Raw genomic sequence first — 19,799 nt, 5'->3', positions numbered from 1 at the left:
GTCAGCGGGCACCGGGGCCGCCACTGCCGAAGGAACCGCCGGACCCGGAATCCCAGCGGGGGCGGCTCTGGTCGTCGCTCGCCCGGCTGCCGGTGGGCCGCAGCTCGTGCGGGGTGAGGCGCTCGCCGTCCTCCGGCTGCGGCATCTCGTTGGGCTCACGCGCCCCGTGACTCTCGCGTACCGGGCCCGACGCGGGCATCCGGGGCTGTTCCTCGGGGCGCGGCGGCGCGGGCTCACGGCTGCGGATCTTGGCGCCGAGCCGGAAGGCGAAGATCAGGCCGCCGACCAGCACGACGCCGACGACGACGAAGGCGACGGTGGCCAACGCGGATCTTCCGGAGGCCGCCAGAACGGCGGTGGCAATGGTGTCCATGGACGGCGGGTACCCCGCCCGCGCTCGGGAACACCCGCAGCGCCACTGGCTCACCCCTCCAGCTGCACCTCGCTCCACACCTGTTTGCCGCCGCTGACCGGCAGCGTTCCCCAGGTGTCGGACATGGCCTCGACGAGAAGGATGCCGCGGCCGCCCGTCGCCTCCCAGCTCAGGCTGGTCGGCTTGACGGGCGTGCGGGGCGAGACGTCGGTGACGGAGATGCGCAGCCGGTGGTTGACCAGCGTGAGGTCCAGACGGACGGGGCCCTCGGTGTGCACGAGGGCGTTGGTGACGAGTTCGGAGACGACCAGCAGGGCCGCGTCCATGGCGTCCACCGGAATCCCCCAGGCGCGCAGGCTGCGCCGGGTGAAGCGGCGGGCGTGCCGGGCGGCCTCGGGGACCCGCCACACCGTCCAGCCCTCACGCAGGGGTCGTACGGCCATGCCGTCGTAGCGCATCAGGAGCAGGGCCACGTCGTCGCCGCGGTGGGCGTTGCCGAGCAGGGCGTCGGCGACGAGACCCAGGTGGGCGGGGTCGGACACGGACAGTTCGTGGGCGAGCCGGTCCATGCCGGTGTCGAGGTCCATGTCGGCGGACTCCACGAGCCCGTCCGTGGTCAGGGCGATGACGGTGCCGGGCATCAGCCGCAGCGGGGACATCGGGAAGTCGGCCTGGGTGACGACGCCGAGCGGGGGGCCACCGTCGGACTCGGCGATCTCCGTTGCGCCGTCCGGGTGGCGCAGCAAGGGCGGCGGGTGTCCGGCGCGGACGCACCAGGCGGTACCGGCCTCCAGGTCGACCTCGACGTAGCAGCAGGTGGCGAAGAGGTCGGTCTCCAGCTCCATCAGCAGCCGGTTGGCGTGCGAGACCACCACGTCGGGCGGGTGTCCCTCGGCCGCGTAGGCGCGCAGGGCGGTGCGCATCTGGCCCATGAGGGTGGCGGCGCCGGTGCTGTGGCCCTGGACGTCGCCGATGATGAGGGCGACGTGGTTGTCGGGCAGCGGGATCACGTCGTACCAGTCGCCGCCGACCTCCAGGCCCGCGGTGGCCGGCAGATAGCGGGCGACGGCGACCGCGCCGGGGAGTTTCGGCAGCCGGCGGGGCAGCAACTGACGTTGGAGCATGCCCACGAGTTCGTGCTCGGCGTCGAAGGCGTGGGCGCGCATCAGGGCCTGTCCGACGAGGCCGGCGGAGGCCGTGAGCAGGGCGCGTTCGTCGGGCCCGAAGTCGTGCGGGGTGTCCCAGCCGATCAGGCAGGCGCCGGCCATGCGGCCCCCGGCGGACAACGGCAGGACGGCCAGGCCGCCGGGGCCGACCTCCGCGAGGGCCGGTTCCAGGACGGTGCCCGCGGGCCAGATCCGAGCCCGCCCCTCGCGCAGGGCGGCGGCGAGGGTGGGCATGGTGCGCACGGGCGCGTCCGGCCACTCGGTGCGCCATTCCAGCCGCCACAGTTCGGGCCAGGACTCGGGTTCGGGCGGGTCGAGGACGGTGACGACGAGGCGTTCGTTCTCCAGCTCGGCCAGCGCGATCCGGTCGGCCCGCAGCGGGAGGCGCAGTGCGGACACGACGGCCTGGCTGACGTCACGGACCGTGCCGGCGGTGGCCAGGGCGGCGGCCAGTCGCTGCACGCGGGCCACGTCCGTGACGCCGGAGCGCAGGGTGGAGACGTCGGCGACGGTGCCGACGAGCCGGGCCGGGTGACCGTCGCCGCCGGGCAGGAGACGACCGCGCAGCCGCAGCCAGCGGGGCGGCCCTTCGGCCCGCAGCACCCGGAACTCCAGTTCGCGTTCGCCGATCGACATGTGGTCGGCCTCGACGACGGACATCAGCGAGGGCAGGTCGTCCGGGACGGTGTGTCCGAGGAGGGTCTCGACGCGGCCGTCGAACTCGGCCCTGCGCAGGCCGAACAGCTCCAGGATCTCGTCGCCGACCTCCACCCGGCCGGTGTCCATGGCGAGGCTGAAGGAGTTGGCGCGCAGCTCCTCGGCCTCGTCGGGCCCGGCCGGGGCGGGAAGGGAGACAGCGTCGGCGACCAGTTCCAGACAGGCGCGGTCCTCGGTGTCGAAGCCGCCGGGGTCCTCACTGACGGCGAGCAGGCAGCCGCCGCCGTCGCCGTCGTGCACGGGCAGTGCGGCTAGGTGCACGTCCCCGGCGGGCATCCGGCGCGAGTCCGGGGCGTCGGCGAGCTGCTCGGGGCCCAGCCACAGGGGCGTTCTGGTGCGGTGGGCGTCGGCGGCCGGGGACCGCCCGTCGAGGGGGTAGCTCTCGCGCAGCCCGTACAGGGTCCTCGGGACGCCGGCCGACTCGATCAGGCAGAGCAGGTCACCGCCCTCGGCGGGGGCGTAGACGGCGGCCAGGCGCGCGCTGGAGAAGACCAGGGCCTGTTCGAGAACGCGCCGCATCCGCTCCGGTGAGGCGGGGGCGCCCGTGACCGTCTTCAGGGCAACTTCGACACGCAGGGCTCTCGCCTTGCGCTCCGCAGCACCCTGACTGACCACGACCGTAATTACAGCGCTTATGAGACGTTCCCGCAGCCCTTGTGACGGCGCGGAGAGTTTTCGCCCGAGCGCGGGAGGACCCGAGCGCGGGAGGAGCGGGGCGCGGGGGCTCGGGGGTGCCCACGCTGCGTTCTCGCGCCTCCCCATGGCCCCCGCGCCCCAAGCCCCGCAGGCGGGCCCCCGTCACACCCCCGCCGCCCCCGACCCCGCAGGCGGTCCCCCGTCAGGCCGCCTCACGGCCCCGCGCCCCAGCCCCCGCCCACCGCCGTCGTCGTCGGCCACTCGCCGTGCGCTCGCGGTCGGCAGGGGGCAGATTGGTGGAGACGAGCGGTCGGGCGAGGAGGTGGGCGCCGTGTCCGAGGGACAGCGGTCCGGCCGGGCGCCCGGGAATCCGGTCGGAGGGTCGATGCTCTCGCCGGCGTTGAAGGCGATGATGGACGCCGTCGGGGCGCACTCCGGCGCCGTCTATCTGCTGCCCGGCGACGAGCCGGTGCTGGAGATGACGGTGATGGCGGGGCTGCCCAGGTCGTTCGCGGCGCCCTGGGAACGGGTGGGGCTCGGCGCGCCGATCCCGGTGGCCCGTGCGGTGCGCGAGCGGCGGCTGGTGTGGGTGGGCGGTGAGGAGGAGATGGCCCGCTCCTATCCGCGGATCGCCATGGTCCTGCCGTACCCGTTCGCGCTGGCCGCGCTCCCGCTGGCGACCGGTTCGAAGGTGTACGGCGCGGTCTTCGTGACCTGGCCCGGCTCACATCCACCGGAGCTGTCGGACCGGGAGCGGCATGAGCTCCTGACGGGCTGCGAGCGGCTGGCGCTGGGGCTGGAACGGGCCGCCGCCGAGAACCGTCCGGTGCGCGCCGAGGCCGATCCGCCGGTCGCGGGGCCGCCCGGGGCGGCCGACACACTGGGCACGGTGGAGGCGGCCCGCATGGTGGCCCGGCTGCCGTACGGACTGTGCTCGCTGGATCTGACCGGCCGGGTGGCGTTCGCCAATGCGGCGGCGGCCGACCTGCTCGGTGTCCCGGTGGGCGAACTGCTGGGCGCCCACCTGTGGGCGTCGGTACCGTGGCTGGCCGACCCGATGTACGAGGAGCGCTACCGGGCCGCGCTGCTCAGCCGGAACATCACCTCCTTCGTGGCGCTGCGCCCGCCCTCGGACTGGCTGTCCTTCCGGCTGTATCCGAGCGCTTCGGGGATCACCGTGCGGGTGGTCCGGGCGCGGGCGGTGTCGGTGACGGGCCCGGCCGACGGCGAGCGCGACGACGCGCCGCCCCGGCTGGTGTCGATGTCACAGGCGCTGAGCCTGGCCGGGGCGCTGACCGAGACGGTGAGCGTGCAGGACGTGGTGCGGCTGGTGGCCGAGGAGATCGCGCCGGCCGTGGGCAGCGGTGCCCTGACACTGCTCGGGACGCGGGCGGGCCGCCTGGACGTCCTGGGGCACCACGGTTATCCCGACCCCCACGTGGTGGAGCGGTTCGACGGAATGCCGCTGGCCTCCCCCTCGCCCGGCACGCACGCCCTCACCCACGGGGTGCCCGCGTTCTTCGACTCCCGCCGCCGGCTGGAGCAGCTCCATCCGCACGCCGCCCCCGACGGCTTCGCGGCCTGGGCCTATCTGCCGCTGATCGCCTCGGGCCGCCCGGTGGGCGTCTGCGTGCTGGCCTACGCCGAACCCCACGACTTCTCCACGCACGAACGCGCGGTCCTGACCAGTCTGGCCGGGCTGATCGCGCAGGCCCTGGACCGGGCCCTGCTGTACGACGCCAAACACCGGCTCGCGCACGGCCTCCAGGCGGCTCTGCTCCCCCACTCGCTGCCGTCGCTGCCGCGGATCGAGGCGAGCGCCCGCTATCTGCCGGCCACCCGGGGGATGGAGATCGGCGGCGACTTCTACGACCTGGTGCCCTCGTGTCCGCTGCCGGCGGCGGTGATCGGGGACGTACAGGGACACAACGTGACGGCGGCCGGGCTGATGGGGCAGCTCCGCACGGCCGTACGGGCGTACACGACGGTGGGGCAGGCGCCGGCCGAGGTGATGCGCAGCACCAACCGGCTGATGATCGACCTGGGGACCGACCTGTTCGCCAGTTGCCTGTATCTGCGGCTGGACCTGTCGCTCGGTCGCGCGGTGATGGCGCGGGCCGGACATCCGCCGCCCCTGCTGCGGCGGCCGGACGGACGGGTGCGGGTCCTCGACCTGGCGGGCGGACCGCTGCTGGGCATCGACCCGGAGGCGACGTACCCGACGACGGAGATCGAGCTGTCGCCCGGCTGTGTGCTCGCCCTCTACACCGACGGGCTGATCGAGTCGCCGGGGGTGGACATCGAGGACGCGGTGGCCGACCTGGGGCGACGGCTGGACGAGGCGGGGGATCTGCCGCTGGAGGAGCTGGCCGACGGACTCGTGGGGCACTTCGCGGCGGCCGAGGAGCGGGTCGACGACGTGGCGCTGCTGGTGCTGCGCGCCGGTGCGCGGGACGACGGCTGACGAGCCGTCGGCCGGGTCCCGGCGGCGGAAACGCCACGGTCCGGCCCTCCCGCCGGAGGGTCGGACCGTGGCACCGGCCGGAGCGGTGGTGGCGTCCGGCCGGTGGTAGGGGTGAGCGGTGCGTCAGTGGGTCCCGGTCTGCCCGGAGTCGTCCTGAACGCCGTCGCCGCCCTGGTCCTCGGCGCCGGCTTCACCGCCGGCGTCCTGACCGTCCGCGCCCTGGCCGGCCTCTTCGCCGGCGCTGTTCCCCGCGTCGCCGCCGGCCTCCTGAGCGCCGGCCTCCTCACCGGCATCAGCACCGTCACCGGCGCCCGCTCCGGCCTCCTCGCCGCCGACGCCGTCGTCGGCACCGACTCCCTCACCGGCCCCGCCGTCGCCGAGGGTCGCACCGACCGCCTCCAGGGCGGTGGTCACCGGCTGGAAGAAGGTCTCGCCGCCGGCCGTGCAGTCGCCGCTGCCGCCGGAGGTCAGGCCGATCGCGAGCCCGTCCTGGGTGAACAGCGAGCCGCCGCTGTCGCCGGGCTCGGCGCACACGTCGGTCTGGATCAGGCCCGTGACGGTGCCCTCGGGATAGTTGACGGTGGCGTCGAGGCCGAGGACCTGCCCGTCGGACAGACCGGTGGTGCTGCCCATCCGGAAGACCTGCGTGCCGACGGTCGCGTCGGCGGCCCGGGAGATCCGGAGGGTCTGATCGCCGAGGTCGACCTCGCTCGGCGCGACCGTGGCCGGGTCGTCGTACTTCACGAGTGCGAAGTCGCCGTCGCCGGGGAAGACCGCCTGGTCGACGGTGGCGACGGGCTCGCCGGCCTCGGAGTCGGACCAGGCCTCGGCCGCGACCCCGCAGTGACCGGCCGTCAGGAAGGCCGGGGAACCGTCGCCCGCGGTGACGTTGAAGCCGAGGGAGCAGCGCGCTCCGCCGCCGAAGATGGCGTCGCCGCCGGAGGCGAAGGTCTTGAAGGTGCCGGCGGACTTCTTGATGGTCGCCGTTCCGGCGCCGAGGTCGCGGACGGTGGACTCCAGCCGGTCCCACTTGCCGCCGGTGACGGTGGAGTCGGCGGTGACGAGGATCTTGTTGGTCCGCGGGTCGACCGCCCAGGAGGTGCCCGGGATGGTCGCGTCGGCCTTGAGGGTCTGCGCGGCGGCCTTGAGTTCGGCCGTGCTGTTCTCGACCTCGCGTACCTCCGCGCCGGCCTTCTCGGCCTGCACCACGGCGTTGTTCCGGTCACCGGAGACGTCGGCGACGTTGACCACGAGCTGCTTGCGGCCGGTGTCGTAGTACGAGCCCGCGAAGGCTTCGCCCAGCAGGTTCCGCAGCTGCGCGGCGAGGTCGGAGGCGTCCGCCGCCTTCAGGGTCTTCGGCGCCGCGGCGGCCTGGTCGCCGCCGTCCTGGGAGGCGTTGGCGTGGGGGAGCAGGAGTGCCGCCGCTCCGAGCGCCGCGACACCGCCCAGCGCTATCGCGGCCTTGCGCTTCGGCATTCGCTTGTGACTCAAAAAACTCGACCTCCTGGGGGGACGGGGTCCGGCTGCCGGGGGCGGCAGCCTCGTACGGCGGCGCCTGGTTGCCGATGGGTACGCAGGGGGCGCGTGGTGCGTTCAACGCCGTTTGCCACCTTCCTTTGCGAACCCGCGAATCGGCCATGACCGGAGTCCGGGGCCGTCGGCCGGGGAACAATCGCCCATATGACGATGACGACCACTGAAGCCGACAAGATCCTTTCCGACTGCTTCGCACCCTGGGTGCGCGCGCTGGGCCTGTCCGTGGAGGCACTGGCAAACGACCGGGCGACTCTGCGTCTGCCCTGGTCGGCGGAGCTGGCCCGGGAGGGCGGCGGCCTGTCGGGGCAGGCGTTGATGGCGGCCGCGGACACCGCGACGGTGATCGCCGTCTCGGCGGCCCGGGGCGCCTTCGTGCCGATGACGACGGTGCAGCAGTCGACGTCCTTCCAGCGCGCCGTGACCGACTCGGATGTCCTGATCCAAGCGGTCCTGACGAAGCTGGGCCGCCGGATGGCGTTCGCGGACGTCGCGATGACGGCTGAGCGGTCCGGTGAACTCGTCGCGCGGGCGAGCACCGTCTACGCCCTGCTGGGCTGATACCGGCTGGAGAGCGACGCCGGGACGGCGACGGAGGCGCGGGACACCGACGAGGCACGAACAGCGACCACTCGGTCACTCAGTGTTCCGGCCGGTGAGCGGAATGCCTGCTTCAGAGAATCTGCACACCGATTGCCCAAGCGGGTCACGGGGCGCGGAGCTTCTGCACAACCTCGCGGACGCCGCCATGCCATTGGGACGGGTGTGCCGGATTCGCCACGAGGGCGTGCGCCGCTCATCGGAGCGATTCCTGTCCAGGGTGTGAAGAAGTCGCCGACAAGGCGTGACCACGCCTGCACGCTTTGACGCTCCGGCGAGGTAAGTGGGCTGGTGAGGCCGGTGATTGAGTGGATGCGTCGGCGGCGGACCTGCTTTGATCCATCGCACCGCGGGGTTCGCCGGGGGTCACCGGAAAGGGGCCTTCGGTGCCGCGGTCGCGGCCGTCATCTGTCCCCAGAGAAGGCCGTTCCCCCCTGATGAGATATCCATGTGAAGGGAAGTTCCCCCATGAACTCCACCCCCCAGGTTGAGACCGTCGAGATCGCCGACGCCGACCTCGACAACGTCTCCGGCGGCCTGTCCGTGCACGCCGTCGGCACCGTCACCGGCCTGGTGGACGGCGTCGCCCCGGTCTCCGGCCTGGTCGACACGGTCGTCGGCACGGTCGAGGGCGTGACCGGCCTGAACACCGCCCCGGTCACCAACCTGGTCGCCGGTCTCTGATCGCAGCCTTGTGACCCTTCGAGTCCCGGAGCCGACACCCGGTTCCGGGACTCTTCGGCGCCGTGCGGCCCCGATCCGGTGGTCCGCACTCCCCGAACCGGTGCCGTGAAAACCCCAGGGAAGTCCCGTGCAGTTCCGCCAACAGGCCCTCGCCAAGCTCCAGTCGCCCGAGGAACTCGACCTGCCGGTGCGCTTCGCCCGGCCCCAGGGCTGGCTCGTGCTGTCCGTGACCGTGGTCGTCATGGCCGCCGCGTCCGTGTGGGCGGTGACCGGTTCGGTCGCCTCCACCGTGAGCGCGCCCGCCGTCCTCACCCACGGCGAGGGCAGTTACATCCTCCAGAGCCCCGCCGCCGGCCAGGTCACGGCGCTCCTCGCGAAGGAGGGCGAGCGGCTGCCCGCCGACTCCCCCGTGCTGAAGGTGCGTACGGCCGACGGCGAGACCGTGGTGCGCACGGTCGCCGCGGGCCGGATCACCGCGCTCGCCGCCACCATCGGGCAGATCATCTCCACCGGCGCGAACGTCGCCGCCGTGGAGAAGGTCGCCGCCGCCGACGACCCGCTGTACGCGACCGTGTACGTCCCGGCGGAGAACGCGGCCTCCGTCCCGGCGGACGCGGCCGTCGACCTGACCGTGCAGACCGTGCCCTCGCAGCGGTACGGCGTGCTGCGCGGCCATGTGAAGTCGGTGGACCGCGCGGCGCAGTCCGCACGGCAGATCGCCGCGTTCCTCGGCGACAGCCAACTGGGCGAGCAGTTCACCGAGAAGGGCCGCCCGGTGGCGGTCCTGGTCCGCCTCGACCCGTCCTCCGCGACACGGAGCGGCTACCGGTGGTCGTCCGCCGACGGGCCGCCGTACGCGCTCACCTCCATGACCATGGCCACCGCCTCGATCCGGCTGGCCGACCAGCGTCCCCTCGATTGGCTGCTTCCGTGACCGCGACCGAGACCCGCGGCAGGCGGCGGGCCGCGCCACCCCGGCGTTCGGTCCCCAAGAGCCGGGGGAAGACCGTCCGTACCCCCACCGTGCTCCAGATGGAGGCGGTGGAATGCGGAGCCGCCTCCCTCGCCATGGTCCTCGGGCACTACGGCCGGCACGTGCCGCTGGAGGAGCTGCGCATCGCGTGCGGGGTGTCGCGGGACGGCTCGCGCGCGAGCAACCTGCTGAAGGCGGCCCGCCGTTACGGCCTGACCGCCAAGGGCATGCAGATGGACCTGGCGGCTCTCTCCGAGGTGCGGGCGCCCGCGATCCTCTTCTGGGAGTTCAACCACTACGTCGTCTATGAGGGCCTGGGCCGCCGCTTCGGCCGCCGCGGCGTGTTCGTCAACGACCCCGGCAAGGGCCGCCGCTTCGTCCCGATGGAGGACTTCGACGGCAGCTTCACCGGCGTGGTGCTGGTGCTGGAGCCCGGCCAGGACTTCGAGCGCGGCGGACGCAGGCCGGGAGTGCTGGGCGCCATGCCGGCCCGGCTGCGCGGCACCGCGGGCACCCTGCCGGCCGCCGTGCTGGCGAGCCTGCTGCTGGTCGTCGTGGGCGCGGCCGTCCCGGCGCTGAGCCGGACCTACATCGACATGTTCCTGATCGGTGGCCAGACCTCGCTGCTGGACGTGCTGTTCGCGTCCATGGGCACCTGTGTGCTGCTCACCGTCGCGCTGACCTGGCTCCAGCAGGCCAACCTGCACCACGGCAGGATCATCTCCTCGACCCTGTCCAGCGCCCGCTTCCTGCGCCATCTGCTACGGCTGCCGGTCACCTTCTTCTCCCAGCGCAGCCCGGCCGACCTGGTGCAGCGCCTCCAGTCGAACGACGCGGTCGCCGAGACCCTCGCCCGCGACCTCGCGTCGGCGGGCGTGGACGCGGTGGTCGTGGTCCTGTACGCGATCCTCCTCTACACCTACGACCCGGAGCTGACGTTCGTCGGCATCGGCGTGGCCCTGCTGAACCTCGTCGCCATGCGGGTGGTGATCCGGCTGCGCGCGACCCGTACGGCGAAGCTGCGCGCGGACAACGCGCGGCTGACCGACACGGCGTACAGCGGACTCCAGCTGATCGAGACGATGAAGGCGACCGGTGGTGAGGACGGCTACTTCCGCAAGTGGGCCGGGCAGCACGCCACCACGCTGGAGGAGCAGCAGCGGCTCGGGGTGCCCAGCGCCTGGCTGGGCGTGGTCGCGCCGACGCTGGCGACGGTCAACAGCGCACTCATCCTGTGGATCGGCGGGATGCGGGCGATCGACGGCGCCATCTCCGTGGGTCTGCTCGTCGCCTTCCAGGCGCTGGTCGCCCGCTTCACCGCCCCCCTGACCCGGCTGAACGGCGTCGCGGGCCGCATCCAGGACTTCGCGGCGGACGTGGCCCGGCTGAAGGACGTGGAGAACTTCCGGGCCGACCCGCTCTACGACCGCCGCTCCGGCGGCCACTCCGCCCGCCGGCTGCACGGCCACGTCGAGCTGGAGAACATCGCCTTCGGGTACAGCCCGCTGGACAAGCCGCTGCTGACCGGCTTCGACCTGAGTGTCGGGCCGGGCCAGCAGGTGGCGCTGGTGGGCGGCTCGGGCAGCGGCAAGTCGACGGTGTCCCGGCTGATCTCGGGCCTGTACGCCCCGTGGGAGGGCGTGATCCGCGTCGACGGACAGCGCCTGGAGGACATCCCGCGCGGGGCGCTCGCCGCCTCGGTCTCCTTCGTCGACCAGGAGGTGTTCCTCTTCGAGGGCACGGTCCGCGACAACGTGGCGTTGTGGGACCCCTCCGTCCCGGACGACGCCGTGATGGAGGCGCTGCGGGACGCCGCCCTGTACGACGTCGTCGCGCGGCGGCCCGGCGGCATCCACGGCCGGGTCGAGCAGGACGGCCGCAACTTCTCCGGCGGACAGCGCCAACGCCTGGAGATCGCACGGGCGTTGGTGCGCCGGCCCAGCATCCTGGTGCTGGACGAGGTGACCAGCGCGCTGGACGCGGAGACCGAGCGGATCGTCATGGACAACCTACGCCGGCGTGGCTGCGCCTGCGTGGTGATCGCGCACCGGCTCAGCACGGTCCGCGACAGCGACGAGATCGTCGTCCTCGAACACGGCACCGTCGTGGAGCGCGGACGGCACGAGGAACTCCTCGCCCGCGGCGGGGCGTACGCGGCACTGGTCAGGGAGCGATGAGATGACGGCCGTACCCGAAGGCGACATCGTGCTCTCGGCGTTGGGGCAGACGGGCACGCGGGTCGACTGCGCCGGGTTCAGCCGGCTCGACCTGGAGGGTCCGCAGGTGCTGTGGCTGGTCGCCGAAGGCGCGCTGGACCTGTTCGCGGTGGACGCCGAACAGCGGGGGCCCTGGCATCACCTGGGCCGGCTGGAGAGGGGTTCGCTGCTGCTCGGGCCGGTCGCCGGCCCCCAGCACACCCTGGTGGCCCGCCCGTCGCGCGACTGTGCGGTCCACCGCGTCGGCCTGCGCGAGCTGTACCGGCCCGCAAGCACCCAGACCTGGTCCTACGACGAGTACGGCAACCCCCACCACGCGCCGCCCACGTCGAGTCCGCTGGAGTACGCCCTCGCCCTGGGCGTCGGCCGCGGACTGTCCGTCCTCTTCCAGGCACCGATGGGCAGCGAGCGGACCGCGGCGGGCGGCGGTGCCGCCGAGCGCGTTCGTCCGCACACGGGGGACGACGACGACGTGTTCTGGATGCAGGTGCCGCCGGGCAGTGTCCAGTACGGCTCGCTGTACGGCGCGGAGGCCGCCACCGACCTGCTGATGGACCCGGCGCTCTGGCAGTCCGTGGTCGACCAGCAGTACCGCCTGCTCACCGCTCTGGACCGGTGGATCGAGCAGGTGGAGCGCACCCACGAGACGCGCGCGGCAGCCGGCATCAAGGCCGGTGAGGCGGTGCGCGCGCAGGCCGACCGGACACTGCTGGCGTCGATCGGCGGGAAGGCGGGGCCGCGCGCGACGGCCGCGGACGCGGACGCCACGTTCGCCGCCTGCGACCTGGTCGCGCGGGCGGCCGGCATCGCCCTCGTCGAGCCGACCCGGACGGGCGCCGGCAACGACCGTCTCGACCCGGTCGAGCAGGTCGCGCTCGCCTCCCGTGTGCGCACCCGCGCCGTACGGCTCGACGGGCGCTGGTGGCGCGAGGACGTCGGCCCGCTGGTCGGCCACCGGGCACTGTCCGGGGCGCCGGTCGCCCTGCTGTGGCGGCGCGGCGGCTACGTCGCCGTCCATCCCGCGACCGGCCGCGAGACACCGGTGGAGAAGGCCAACGCGGAGGAGTTCGAGCCGCGGGCCGTCATGTTCTACCGCCCGCTGCCCGAGCGGCGGCTCGGTCCGCTCGGACTGCTGCGGTTCAGCATGCGGGGAACCGGCCGCGACCTGACGAACCTGCTGCTCAGCGGACTCGTCACGGTCGCGATCGGTGCCCTGGTGCCGATCGCCACCGGCAAGGTGCTCGGCGAGTACGTGCCGAGGGCCCAGCAGGGGCTGATCGAGCAGGCGTGTCTGGCCGTCCTGGTCGGCGGTGTGGTGGCGGCGGCGTTCACGCTGCTCCAGAACATGACCCTCCTGCGGCTCGAGGGCCGGATCGAGGCGACGCTCCAGCCGGCCGTGTGGGACCGGCTGCTGAGGCTGCCGACGAAGTTCTTCGCCGAACGCTCCACGGGTGAGCTGGCGAGCGCGGCCATGGGTGTCAGCGCGATCCGCAGGCTGCTGGCGGGCCTCGGCCCGTCGGTCGCGCAGTCCGTCACCGTCGGCACCATGAACCTGGGCCTGCTGCTCTGGTACAGCGTCCCCATGGCACTGGCCGCGATCGGCATGCTCGTCGTCGTCGCCGCCGTCTTCCTCGGGCTCGGGCTGTGGCAGGTGCGCTGGCAGCGCAGGCTCGTGGTGCTCTCCAACAAGCTCAACAACCAGGCGTTCCAGACCCTTCGGGGCCTGCCGAAGCTGAGGATCGCGGCCGCCGAGAACTACGCCTACGCCGCCTGGGCCGGCCAGTTCGCCCGCAGCCGTGAACTCCAGCAGCGGCTCGGCCGGATCAAGAACCTCACCACGGTGCTGGGCGCCGTCTATCTGCCGTTGTGCTCGCTGCTGATGTTCATGCTGCTGGCCGGTCCGGCGCGCGGCACGCTGTCGGCGGCGGACTTCCTGACCTTCAACACGTCGATGACGATGCTGCTGACCTCGGTGGCCTCGCTGACCGGCGCGTTCGTGTCGGCGGTGGCCGCGCTGCCGCTGTTCGAGGAGATCCGGCCGGTGCTGGAGGCGACCCCCGAGGTGCGGGCGGCGAGCACCCGGCCGGGTCCGCTGTCCGGCGCGGTCGAGGCCCGCCGGCTGTCGTTCCGCTACTCCGACGACGGCCCCCTCGTCCTGGACGACGTGTCGTTCGAGGTGCGGCCGGGCGAGTTCGTGGCGATCGTCGGGCCGAGCGGCTGCGGCAAGTCCACCCTGCTGCGCCTGCTCATCGGCTTCGACCGCCCGGTCTCGGGCAGCGTGCTGTACGACGGTCAGGACCTGGCGGCCCTCGACCAGTCGGCCGTACGGCGGCAGTGCGGGGTGGTGCTCCAGCACGCCCAGCCGTTCACCGGATCGATCCTGGACGTCATCTGCGGCACCGGGTCGTACACGCCCGAGGAGGCGATGGCGGCGGCCGAGATGGCGGGGCTCGCGGAGGACATCAAGCGGATGCCGATGGGGCTGCACACGATCGTCTCGGGCAGCGGCTCGGTGTCGGGCGGTCAGCGCCAGCGGCTGATGATCGCCCAGGCGCTGATCCGGCGCCCGCGCATCCTCTTCTTCGACGAGGCGACCAGCGCCCTGGACAACGAGACCCAGCGCACGGTCATCGACAGCACTCGCAAGCTCGACGCCACCCGCATCGTCATCGCCCACCGGCTGTCGACGGTGCTGGACGCGGACCGGGTCGTCGTGATGGAGAACGGCAGGATCGCCGAGCAGGGACCGCCGTCCCGGCTGCTCGCGGACGCCGGGGGCCGGCTGCACGAACTGGTGCGGCGGCAGCTGGCCTGAGCCGGCGGCGGCCACTCGCGTGCCGGGATTCCGGGCGCTGCCGGCCGCGGTGCGTGGAAGTCGCGTGCCGCAGAGTGACGTAGGGAGCGGCTCCGCCGGGTATGCGCACGCGCATGAGAATCAGCGTGCTGGACGTGGGATCCAACACCGTGCGACTGGTGGTGGCGGACGCGCAGGACGGCGTACCTCTGCCGGTGCACACGGCCAAGTGGCGGTTGCGGCTGTCCCAGCAGGTCAAGCCGGGTGAGCCGATACCGGGCGAGGCGATCGAGTACCTGGTCGACGCGGTCACGGCCGCGAACCGTACGGCGACACGGTGGGGGGCGACGAGCCCGCTGGCCTTCGCCACCGCCATGGTGCGCAACGCGCCGAACCGGCAGGAGGTGCTGCGTACGGTCACCTCACGCACCGGTGTACCACTGTGCACCCTGCCGGGCGAGGTGGAGGCCGAGCTGACGTTCCTGGGGGCGCGCCGCTGGATGGGATGGCGGGCGGGGCCGCTCGCGCTGATGGACATCGGCGGCGGCTCGTTCGAGGTGGCGTTCGGCCGGGGCCGGTTGCCGGACTTCGTGGCCTCGCTGCCGCTCGGCGCCGGCCGGCTGACCCACGAGTTCTTCGCGGGCCAGGACCCGCCGGCCCCGGAGCGCGTACGCGAGCTGCGCCGCAGGGTCCGCCACCAGCTGCGGGACGTGGCCGCCCGGATCCGCTGGGAGGGGCCGCGCACGGCGGTGGTCACCTCCCGCACGTTCCAGCAGCTGGCCCGGCTGTGCGGGGCGCCGCCCGGCCGCCACGGTCCGTTCGTCGCCCGCACCCTGGACTGCGCCGACCTCGGCGAGGCGGTGATCCGGCTGGCACGGTTGCCGGCCGCCGCGCGGGCCGAACTGCCCGGCATCTCCGCGCCGCGCGCCGCGCAGAGCCTGGCCGGCGCGGTGGTCGGACACACGGCGATGAAGCTGATCGGCCTCAAGACGGTCACGGTCTGCCCATGGGCGATCCGCGAGGGCGTCCTGCTGCGGCACATCGAGGACGGGGCGTCCTGGTGGGCGGAGGTCACCCGGCTCTCCGACGAGTCGCCGCCGGACCCGGTACCGCTGCGCGCCGCGGCAACCGCCACGAACTGAACCGGGCCAGGGCCGCCGGCCCGGCACGCGACGGCGCCACGAGGCGGTGGGGCGCCGCGAGGCGGTGGGGCGCCGCGAGGCGGTGGGGCGCCGCGAGGCGGTGGGGCGCCGGCACCGAGAGGAAGGGAACCGTCATGTCCGAGAACGCCGGGAACCGACAGCAGCACACCGAGCGGGACGCCGAGCAGGACCGGCAGGACCCCCCGAGGACCGCGCTCGAAGAGGTGATGCGGGAGATCCGTGAGGCCGCCGGCCGCACCGACGAGCGGCACGAGGCCCGGCGCGGCCGGGGGGAGGCCGGCGGGGCCGTCACCCCCGACACCCGAGCGCGGGAGGATGCCCGCGGGCACTGACGAGGGGGGCGGTGACGGCTCAGCCCTCGGCCCACTCCGGGGGGATGGCCCGCGACCTGCGGGGTACCCGGCGGTCATGGCATATGAAGGACCACGGCTGCCCACCGCCCGCGGCCCCCTCTCCGCGGCTGTCCGGGAGTATCTGCTGGGCGCGGGCTCACTGCCGCCGGCCGGGACGGCCGCGGGCGCGCCCGCGTACGGCGACGACCTCCAGCTGGCCCTGTACCTCTGCTACGAGCTGCACTACCGCGGCTTCGCCGGGGTGAGCCCCGAGGTCGAGTGGGATCCCGACCTCCTGCGGCTGCGCGCCGAGCTGGAGCACCGCTTCCTGACCGCCCTGCGCGCCGACGCCCCCGTCCACGACAGCGTGGAGGACGCGCTCGCGGAGCTGCTCGTCGAGCCCGTGGAAGGCGACGGTGTCTCTCACTTCCTGTGTGCCGAGGGTGAGCTGTGGCAGCTGCGCGAGTACGCGGCACAGCGTTCCCTGTACCACCTGAAGGAGGCCGACCCGCACGCCTGGGTGCTGCCGAGGCTGTGGGGGCGGGCCAAGGCGGCGATGGCGGCGGTGGAGTTCGACGAGTACGGCGGCGGCCGCCCCGACCGGGTCCACGCCCGCCTGTTCGCGGACCTCATGACGGACCTGGGCCTGGACACCACGTACGGCCGCTACCTGGACGCGGGGTGCGCCGAGACACTGGCCACGGTCAATCTGATGTCCCTGTTCGGCCTGCACCGCGGTCTGCGCGGGGCGCTGGTCGGTCACTTCGCGACGGTGGAGATCACTTCCTCACCGGGCTCCCGGCGGCTCGCGGAGGCGATGCGCCGCGCGGGCGCCGGTCCCGCCGCCGTGCACTTCTACGACGAGCACGTGGAGGCCGACGCGGTCCACGAGCAGGTCGTACGGCACGAGGTGATCGGTGGTCTGCTGGAGGAGGAGCCGCATCTTGCCCCCGATGTCGCCTTCGGCGTCGGCGCGACCTCCCTGCTGGAGGACCGGCTGGCCGATCGGCTGCTCACGGCCTGGCGTGCCGGACGTTCCTCGCTGCGCACTCCCCTGGCCTCGGAGATGGCCCATATTTCCTGATGGCGGGGGTACTTGGTCGCCGTGAATCAACCGCTGGTACTTCCGGGCGTGTACGCCCCTCAGGAGGACACCGACCTGCTTGCCGGGGCGCTGTCCGAAGAACCGCTGTCGCCGGGCTCCGACGTCCTCGACGTGGGCACCGGTTCCGGCGCGCTGGCCCTGGAGGCGGCGCGGCGCGGCACTCGCGTGACAGCGGTCGACGTGTCCTGGCGTGCGGTCTACGCCGCACGCTGGAACGCTTGGCGGGCCGGGCTGCCGGTGCGCGTGCTGCGCGGGAACCTCTTCGAGCCGGTGCGGGGCCGCACCTTCGACCTCGTCCTGGCGAACCCGCCGTACGTGCCCGCTCCGACCGGCCGTGCGCCGCGCGGACCGGCCCGCGCCTGGGACGCGGGCGGTGACGGCCGGATGGTGCTGGACCGGATCTGCCAGGAGGCGCCGGGGCTGCTGCGGCCGGGCGGGGTGCTGCTGCTGGTGCACTCCGCGCTGAGTGATCCGGACCGAACCGTGCGGCATCTGCGTACGGCGGGCCTGAAGGCGGCCGTGACGCGGCGGCGGCGTATCCCGTTCGGGCCGGTCCTGCGCTCCCGTGAGGAGTGGCTGCGGCGCCGGGGCCTGCTGTCCGTCGACGAGAACAACGAGGAACTGGTGGTCATCCGTGCCGAACTCCCCCGCTGACCGCCCCCGCCGGATCAGCGTGCAGCGCAAGGGGCCCCTGCTGGTCGAGGGGCCCGTCGAGGTGGAGCTGGAGGACGGCTCCACGGTCGTCTCCGACCGCTTCCGGGTCGCCCTGTGCACCTGTCGGCGCAGCCGCCGCTATCCGTGGTGCGACACCAGCCACCGCGACCGGGCCTGACGTCGTCCGGTCCCGGGCAGCTCGCGCGCGGAAAATGCCAGGGACCGGCGGGCGGCCCCACTCCGCCCGGCCGGCCCCTGGTCGCGGGATCGCCGTGGTTGTCCGTGTCAGTGGCTCGCACTCCCCACGTCACGAGCCGTTGGCATTGCCCACGGGGCCACGCGACCCCGGTCTAGAACGCGAAGAGGACGCTCCCGGAGGAGTTCTTCACGCAGTCGTTGGAGAAGGTGCGCTCGTAGGAGACCCGCTTGCCCTGCCATACGCCGTCCACGGTGACGACCACGGGGTCGTACTCCCTGGTGCACAGCGCGTCACCCGGGTCGGCCAGCACCTCGAAGTCACCGCCGGAGGCGCGCAGCTCGGCACAGGCCAGGGCGGCGGCGGGGTGGCTGCCGGAGGGGCCCGGCGCACAGGTGAGGGTGACGGCACGGGCCGGGTTGACGGCGGCGGCGCTCTCTCCGTGCCCGAGGGTCAGCACCAGGGCCGACGGGGCGTAGAGCGAGGCCGGGGCGGCCGAGGCGGCGAGCGCGGACCCGGTGAGGGGTCCAAAGACAGAGGCGGCCGTGAGGCCGAGGGTCGCTGCCCAGCGCGCGGTGTTCCGCATTGTGTGCATCCTTCCGCTCGATTCGGTGTGCCGGTCCGACTCGGTCGGTGTCGAACGCGGCGAGCGCGAGTCTGCCGAGTCCGCCGCCGAAACTCACATCGACCCCATGGGTTTCAGTAACCTTGCGTATTGAATCAGTGGCGTGAAGTCACGGAATTCGAACGTTGCAACCCCCGGGGCAAGCGCTTCATGATCCCGCACTGGCCTGAATGACCGGTTTTCATGGGCTCGTTAATCGTCCGGAAATATTCAGCTTCCCGGCCCGGCCCCGCGAATCGGCCCGCCCGCGCCCGCGTCGGCGTCTCGCCGACGGGTGCCGGACCGCCGGCCGACAGGTCCTCTCCAGTACCTCCGAGCGCCGCCCGCCCCCCACCTACCGGCCGGTATGGTCGCCGTGAAGTGGCGGCTCGACGACGAGGGGCGGGATCCACGGATGGTCAGGCAGTGGGCGGACTTCCAGTACGAGATCTATCTGAACGGGATGACGGGCGCGGTGCCCCGGCTGCCCACCGACCTGAGTCGGCTGGAGGAGCTGACCGAGCGGCGGCTCGGTCCCGGGCCGGTCGGTTATGTGGCGGGCAGCGCGGGTGACGGCAGTACCGCCCGCGCCAACCGGGCGGCCCTGGAGCGCCGTCGGATCGTGCCGCGGATGCTGCGGGACGTGCGGGAGCGCGACCTGTCGGTCGAGGTGCTCGGCCGTTCCCTGCCCGCGCCGGTGGCGCTGGCTCCCGTGGGCGTGCTGTCGATCATGCACCCGGAGGCCGAGGCGGCGGCGGCCCGCGCCGCCGCCGCGCAGGGCGTGCCGTTCATCCTGTCGTCGGCGTCGAGCACACCGATGGAGGACGTCGCGGCGGCGACGGGGGACGCCGAGCGCTGGTTCCAGCTGTACTGGTCCAAGGACCGGGAGGTGACGCGGAGTTTCCTGGACCGGGCGCGAGCGGCGGGATTCTCGGTGCTGGTCGTCACCCTGGACACCCCGCTGCTGGCCTGGCGCCCGCGTGACCTCGACCGGGCGTATCTGCCGTTCCTGCACGGGGTGGGCACCGCCAACTACTTCACCGATCCGGCGTTCCTGGCGGGCCTGGCCAAGCCGGTGCGGGAGGACCCGGACGCGGCGGTGATGCACTTCGTGAACCTGTTCGCGGACCCCGGCAAGACCTGGCCGGACCTGGCGTTCCTGCGCGAGCACTGGGACGGGCCCATCGTACTGAAGGGTGTGCTGCATCCGGACGACGCCCGGCTGGCCGCCGATGCCGGGATGGACGGTGTGGTGGTCTCCAACCACGGCGGGCGGCAGGTGGCGGGTGCGGTCGCCGCCGCCGACGCGCTGCCGCGGGTCGCGGCGGCGGTGGGCGACCGGCTGACCGTGCTGTTCGACAGCGGGGTGCGCAGCGGCGACGACGTGTTCAAGGCGCTCGCGCTCGGCGCTCGCGCGGTGCTGCTCGGCCGGCCGTACGTCTACGGTCTGGGCCTGGGCGGGCAGCCCGGCGTGGAGCATGTGATCCGCTGTCTGCTCGCCGAGCTGGACCTCACGCTGGCCCTGTCCGGTCACGCCACCCCGGTGACCGTCGGCCCGGCGGACCTGGAGGAGGCCGCCGGGTGACGGG

16 protein-coding genes are annotated in these 19,799 nt (G+C 73.4%); 12 read left to right on the top strand and 4 right to left on the bottom strand.

Annotated features, from left to right (window positions below):
- Position 1: 1 nt before the first annotated feature.
- Positions 2–373, bottom strand: a complete 372-nt coding sequence (locus ACZ5Y0_RS08480; RefSeq protein WP_469127847.1) for a DUF6479 family protein — start codon at positions 371–373, stop codon at positions 2–4.
- A gap of 50 nt (positions 374–423) precedes the next feature.
- Entirely contained in the window at positions 424–2,871 is a 2,448-nt protein-coding gene (locus ACZ5Y0_RS08475; protein ID WP_469127846.1) for a SpoIIE family protein phosphatase, read from the bottom strand.
- A 343-nt stretch (positions 2,872–3,214) separates the two neighbouring features.
- Here ACZ5Y0_RS08475 and ACZ5Y0_RS08470 point away from each other — a divergent pair, with 343 nt between their 5' ends.
- The gene (locus ACZ5Y0_RS08470) at positions 3,215–5,356 is read left to right on the top strand and encodes a PP2C family protein-serine/threonine phosphatase (RefSeq protein ID WP_469127845.1); all 2,142 of its coding nucleotides are present in this window, start codon (positions 3,215–3,217) and stop codon (positions 5,354–5,356) included.
- A 123-nt stretch (positions 5,357–5,479) separates the two neighbouring features.
- Here the strand turns inward: ACZ5Y0_RS08470 and ACZ5Y0_RS08465 are convergent, their stop codons facing one another.
- On the bottom strand, positions 5,480–6,847 hold the full coding sequence (locus ACZ5Y0_RS08465) for a S1 family peptidase (protein WP_469127844.1): 1,368 nt from the start codon (positions 6,845–6,847) through the stop codon (positions 5,480–5,482).
- Between the two features lie 189 nt (positions 6,848–7,036).
- Here ACZ5Y0_RS08465 and ACZ5Y0_RS08460 point away from each other — a divergent pair, with 189 nt between their 5' ends.
- From ACZ5Y0_RS08460 to ACZ5Y0_RS08415, 10 genes are all read left to right on the top strand, one after another.
- Positions 7,037–7,450, top strand: coding sequence for a PaaI family thioesterase (locus ACZ5Y0_RS08460; protein ID WP_469127843.1), 414 nt, complete (start codon positions 7,037–7,039; stop codon positions 7,448–7,450).
- A 507-nt stretch (positions 7,451–7,957) separates the two neighbouring features.
- Positions 7,958–8,173 carry a type A2 lantipeptide gene (locus ACZ5Y0_RS08455; RefSeq protein WP_469127842.1) on the top strand — a complete coding sequence of 72 codons (216 nt, stop codon included), beginning with the start codon at positions 7,958–7,960 and terminating at the stop codon, positions 8,171–8,173.
- Positions 8,174–8,300: 127 nt separating this feature from the next.
- Complete coding sequence (locus ACZ5Y0_RS08450; RefSeq protein WP_469127841.1) at positions 8,301–9,107, top strand: hypothetical protein; 807 nt, start codon at positions 8,301–8,303, stop codon at positions 9,105–9,107.
- On the top strand, positions 9,104–11,323 hold the full coding sequence (locus tag ACZ5Y0_RS08445; RefSeq protein WP_469127840.1) for an NHLP family bacteriocin export ABC transporter peptidase/permease/ATPase subunit: 2,220 nt from the start codon (positions 9,104–9,106) through the stop codon (positions 11,321–11,323). Before ACZ5Y0_RS08450 ends, ACZ5Y0_RS08445 begins: the two co-directional genes overlap by 4 nt.
- Before the next feature lies 1 nt (position 11,324).
- Positions 11,325–14,177: an NHLP bacteriocin export ABC transporter permease/ATPase subunit gene (locus tag ACZ5Y0_RS08440; RefSeq protein WP_469127839.1), complete on the top strand. Its 2,853-nt coding sequence runs from the start codon at positions 11,325–11,327 to the stop codon at positions 14,175–14,177.
- Positions 14,178–14,290: 113 nt separating this feature from the next.
- The gene (locus ACZ5Y0_RS08435; RefSeq protein ID WP_469127838.1) at positions 14,291–15,298 is read left to right on the top strand and encodes a Ppx/GppA family phosphatase; all 1,008 of its coding nucleotides are present in this window, start codon (positions 14,291–14,293) and stop codon (positions 15,296–15,298) included.
- A gap of 134 nt (positions 15,299–15,432) precedes the next feature.
- Entirely contained in the window at positions 15,433–15,651 is a 219-nt protein-coding gene (locus tag ACZ5Y0_RS08430) for a hypothetical protein (protein ID WP_469127837.1), read from the top strand.
- A gap of 76 nt (positions 15,652–15,727) precedes the next feature.
- Positions 15,728–16,735, top strand: coding sequence for an iron-containing redox enzyme family protein (locus tag ACZ5Y0_RS08425; RefSeq protein WP_469127836.1), 1,008 nt, complete (start codon positions 15,728–15,730; stop codon positions 16,733–16,735).
- Positions 16,736–16,747: 12 nt separating this feature from the next.
- Positions 16,748–17,410 carry a HemK2/MTQ2 family protein methyltransferase gene (locus ACZ5Y0_RS08420; protein ID WP_469127835.1) on the top strand — a complete coding sequence of 221 codons (663 nt, stop codon included), beginning with the start codon at positions 16,748–16,750 and terminating at the stop codon, positions 17,408–17,410.
- Entirely contained in the window at positions 17,391–17,588 is a 198-nt protein-coding gene (locus tag ACZ5Y0_RS08415; RefSeq protein ID WP_383247797.1) for a CDGSH iron-sulfur domain-containing protein, read from the top strand. Before ACZ5Y0_RS08420 ends, ACZ5Y0_RS08415 begins: the two co-directional genes overlap by 20 nt.
- Before the next feature lie 172 nt (positions 17,589–17,760).
- On the opposite strand, the gene ACZ5Y0_RS08410 is transcribed toward ACZ5Y0_RS08415, so the two are convergent.
- Positions 17,761–18,192: a subtilase-type protease inhibitor gene (locus ACZ5Y0_RS08410; RefSeq protein ID WP_469127834.1), complete on the bottom strand. Its 432-nt coding sequence runs from the start codon at positions 18,190–18,192 to the stop codon at positions 17,761–17,763.
- Positions 18,193–18,625: 433 nt separating this feature from the next.
- On the opposite strand from ACZ5Y0_RS08410, the gene ACZ5Y0_RS08405 reads away from it, so the two are divergent.
- The gene (locus ACZ5Y0_RS08405) at positions 18,626–19,795 is read left to right on the top strand and encodes a lactate 2-monooxygenase (protein WP_469128035.1); all 1,170 of its coding nucleotides are present in this window, start codon (positions 18,626–18,628) and stop codon (positions 19,793–19,795) included.
- The last annotated feature ends 4 nt before the right edge of the window (positions 19,796–19,799 follow it).

The sequence above is a fragment of the Streptomyces sp. NPDC033216 genome (assembly GCF_055577115.1).
Note: the sequence above shows the minus strand (reverse complement) of the source record. Positions and strands in the feature narration are given on the sequence as shown.

Coding starts and splice junctions, on each gene's coding strand:
- ACZ5Y0_RS08480 (WP_469127847.1), bottom strand. CDS start 373: ATGGACACCATTGCCACCGCCGTTCTGGCGGCCTCCGGAAGATCCGCG.
- ACZ5Y0_RS08460 (WP_469127843.1), top strand. CDS start 7,037: ATGACGATGACGACCACTGAAGCCGACAAGATCCTTTCCGACTGCTTC.
- ACZ5Y0_RS08455 (WP_469127842.1), top strand. CDS start 7,958: ATGAACTCCACCCCCCAGGTTGAGACCGTCGAGATCGCCGACGCCGAC.
- ACZ5Y0_RS08440 (WP_469127839.1), top strand. CDS start 11,325: ATGACGGCCGTACCCGAAGGCGACATCGTGCTCTCGGCGTTGGGGCAG.
- ACZ5Y0_RS08435 (WP_469127838.1), top strand. CDS start 14,291: ATGAGAATCAGCGTGCTGGACGTGGGATCCAACACCGTGCGACTGGTG.
- ACZ5Y0_RS08430 (WP_469127837.1), top strand. CDS start 15,433: ATGTCCGAGAACGCCGGGAACCGACAGCAGCACACCGAGCGGGACGCC.
- ACZ5Y0_RS08425 (WP_469127836.1), top strand. CDS start 15,728: ATGGCATATGAAGGACCACGGCTGCCCACCGCCCGCGGCCCCCTCTCC.
- ACZ5Y0_RS08410 (WP_469127834.1), bottom strand. CDS start 18,192: ATGCGGAACACCGCGCGCTGGGCAGCGACCCTCGGCCTCACGGCCGCC.
- ACZ5Y0_RS08405 (WP_469128035.1), top strand. CDS start 18,626: ATGGTCAGGCAGTGGGCGGACTTCCAGTACGAGATCTATCTGAACGGG.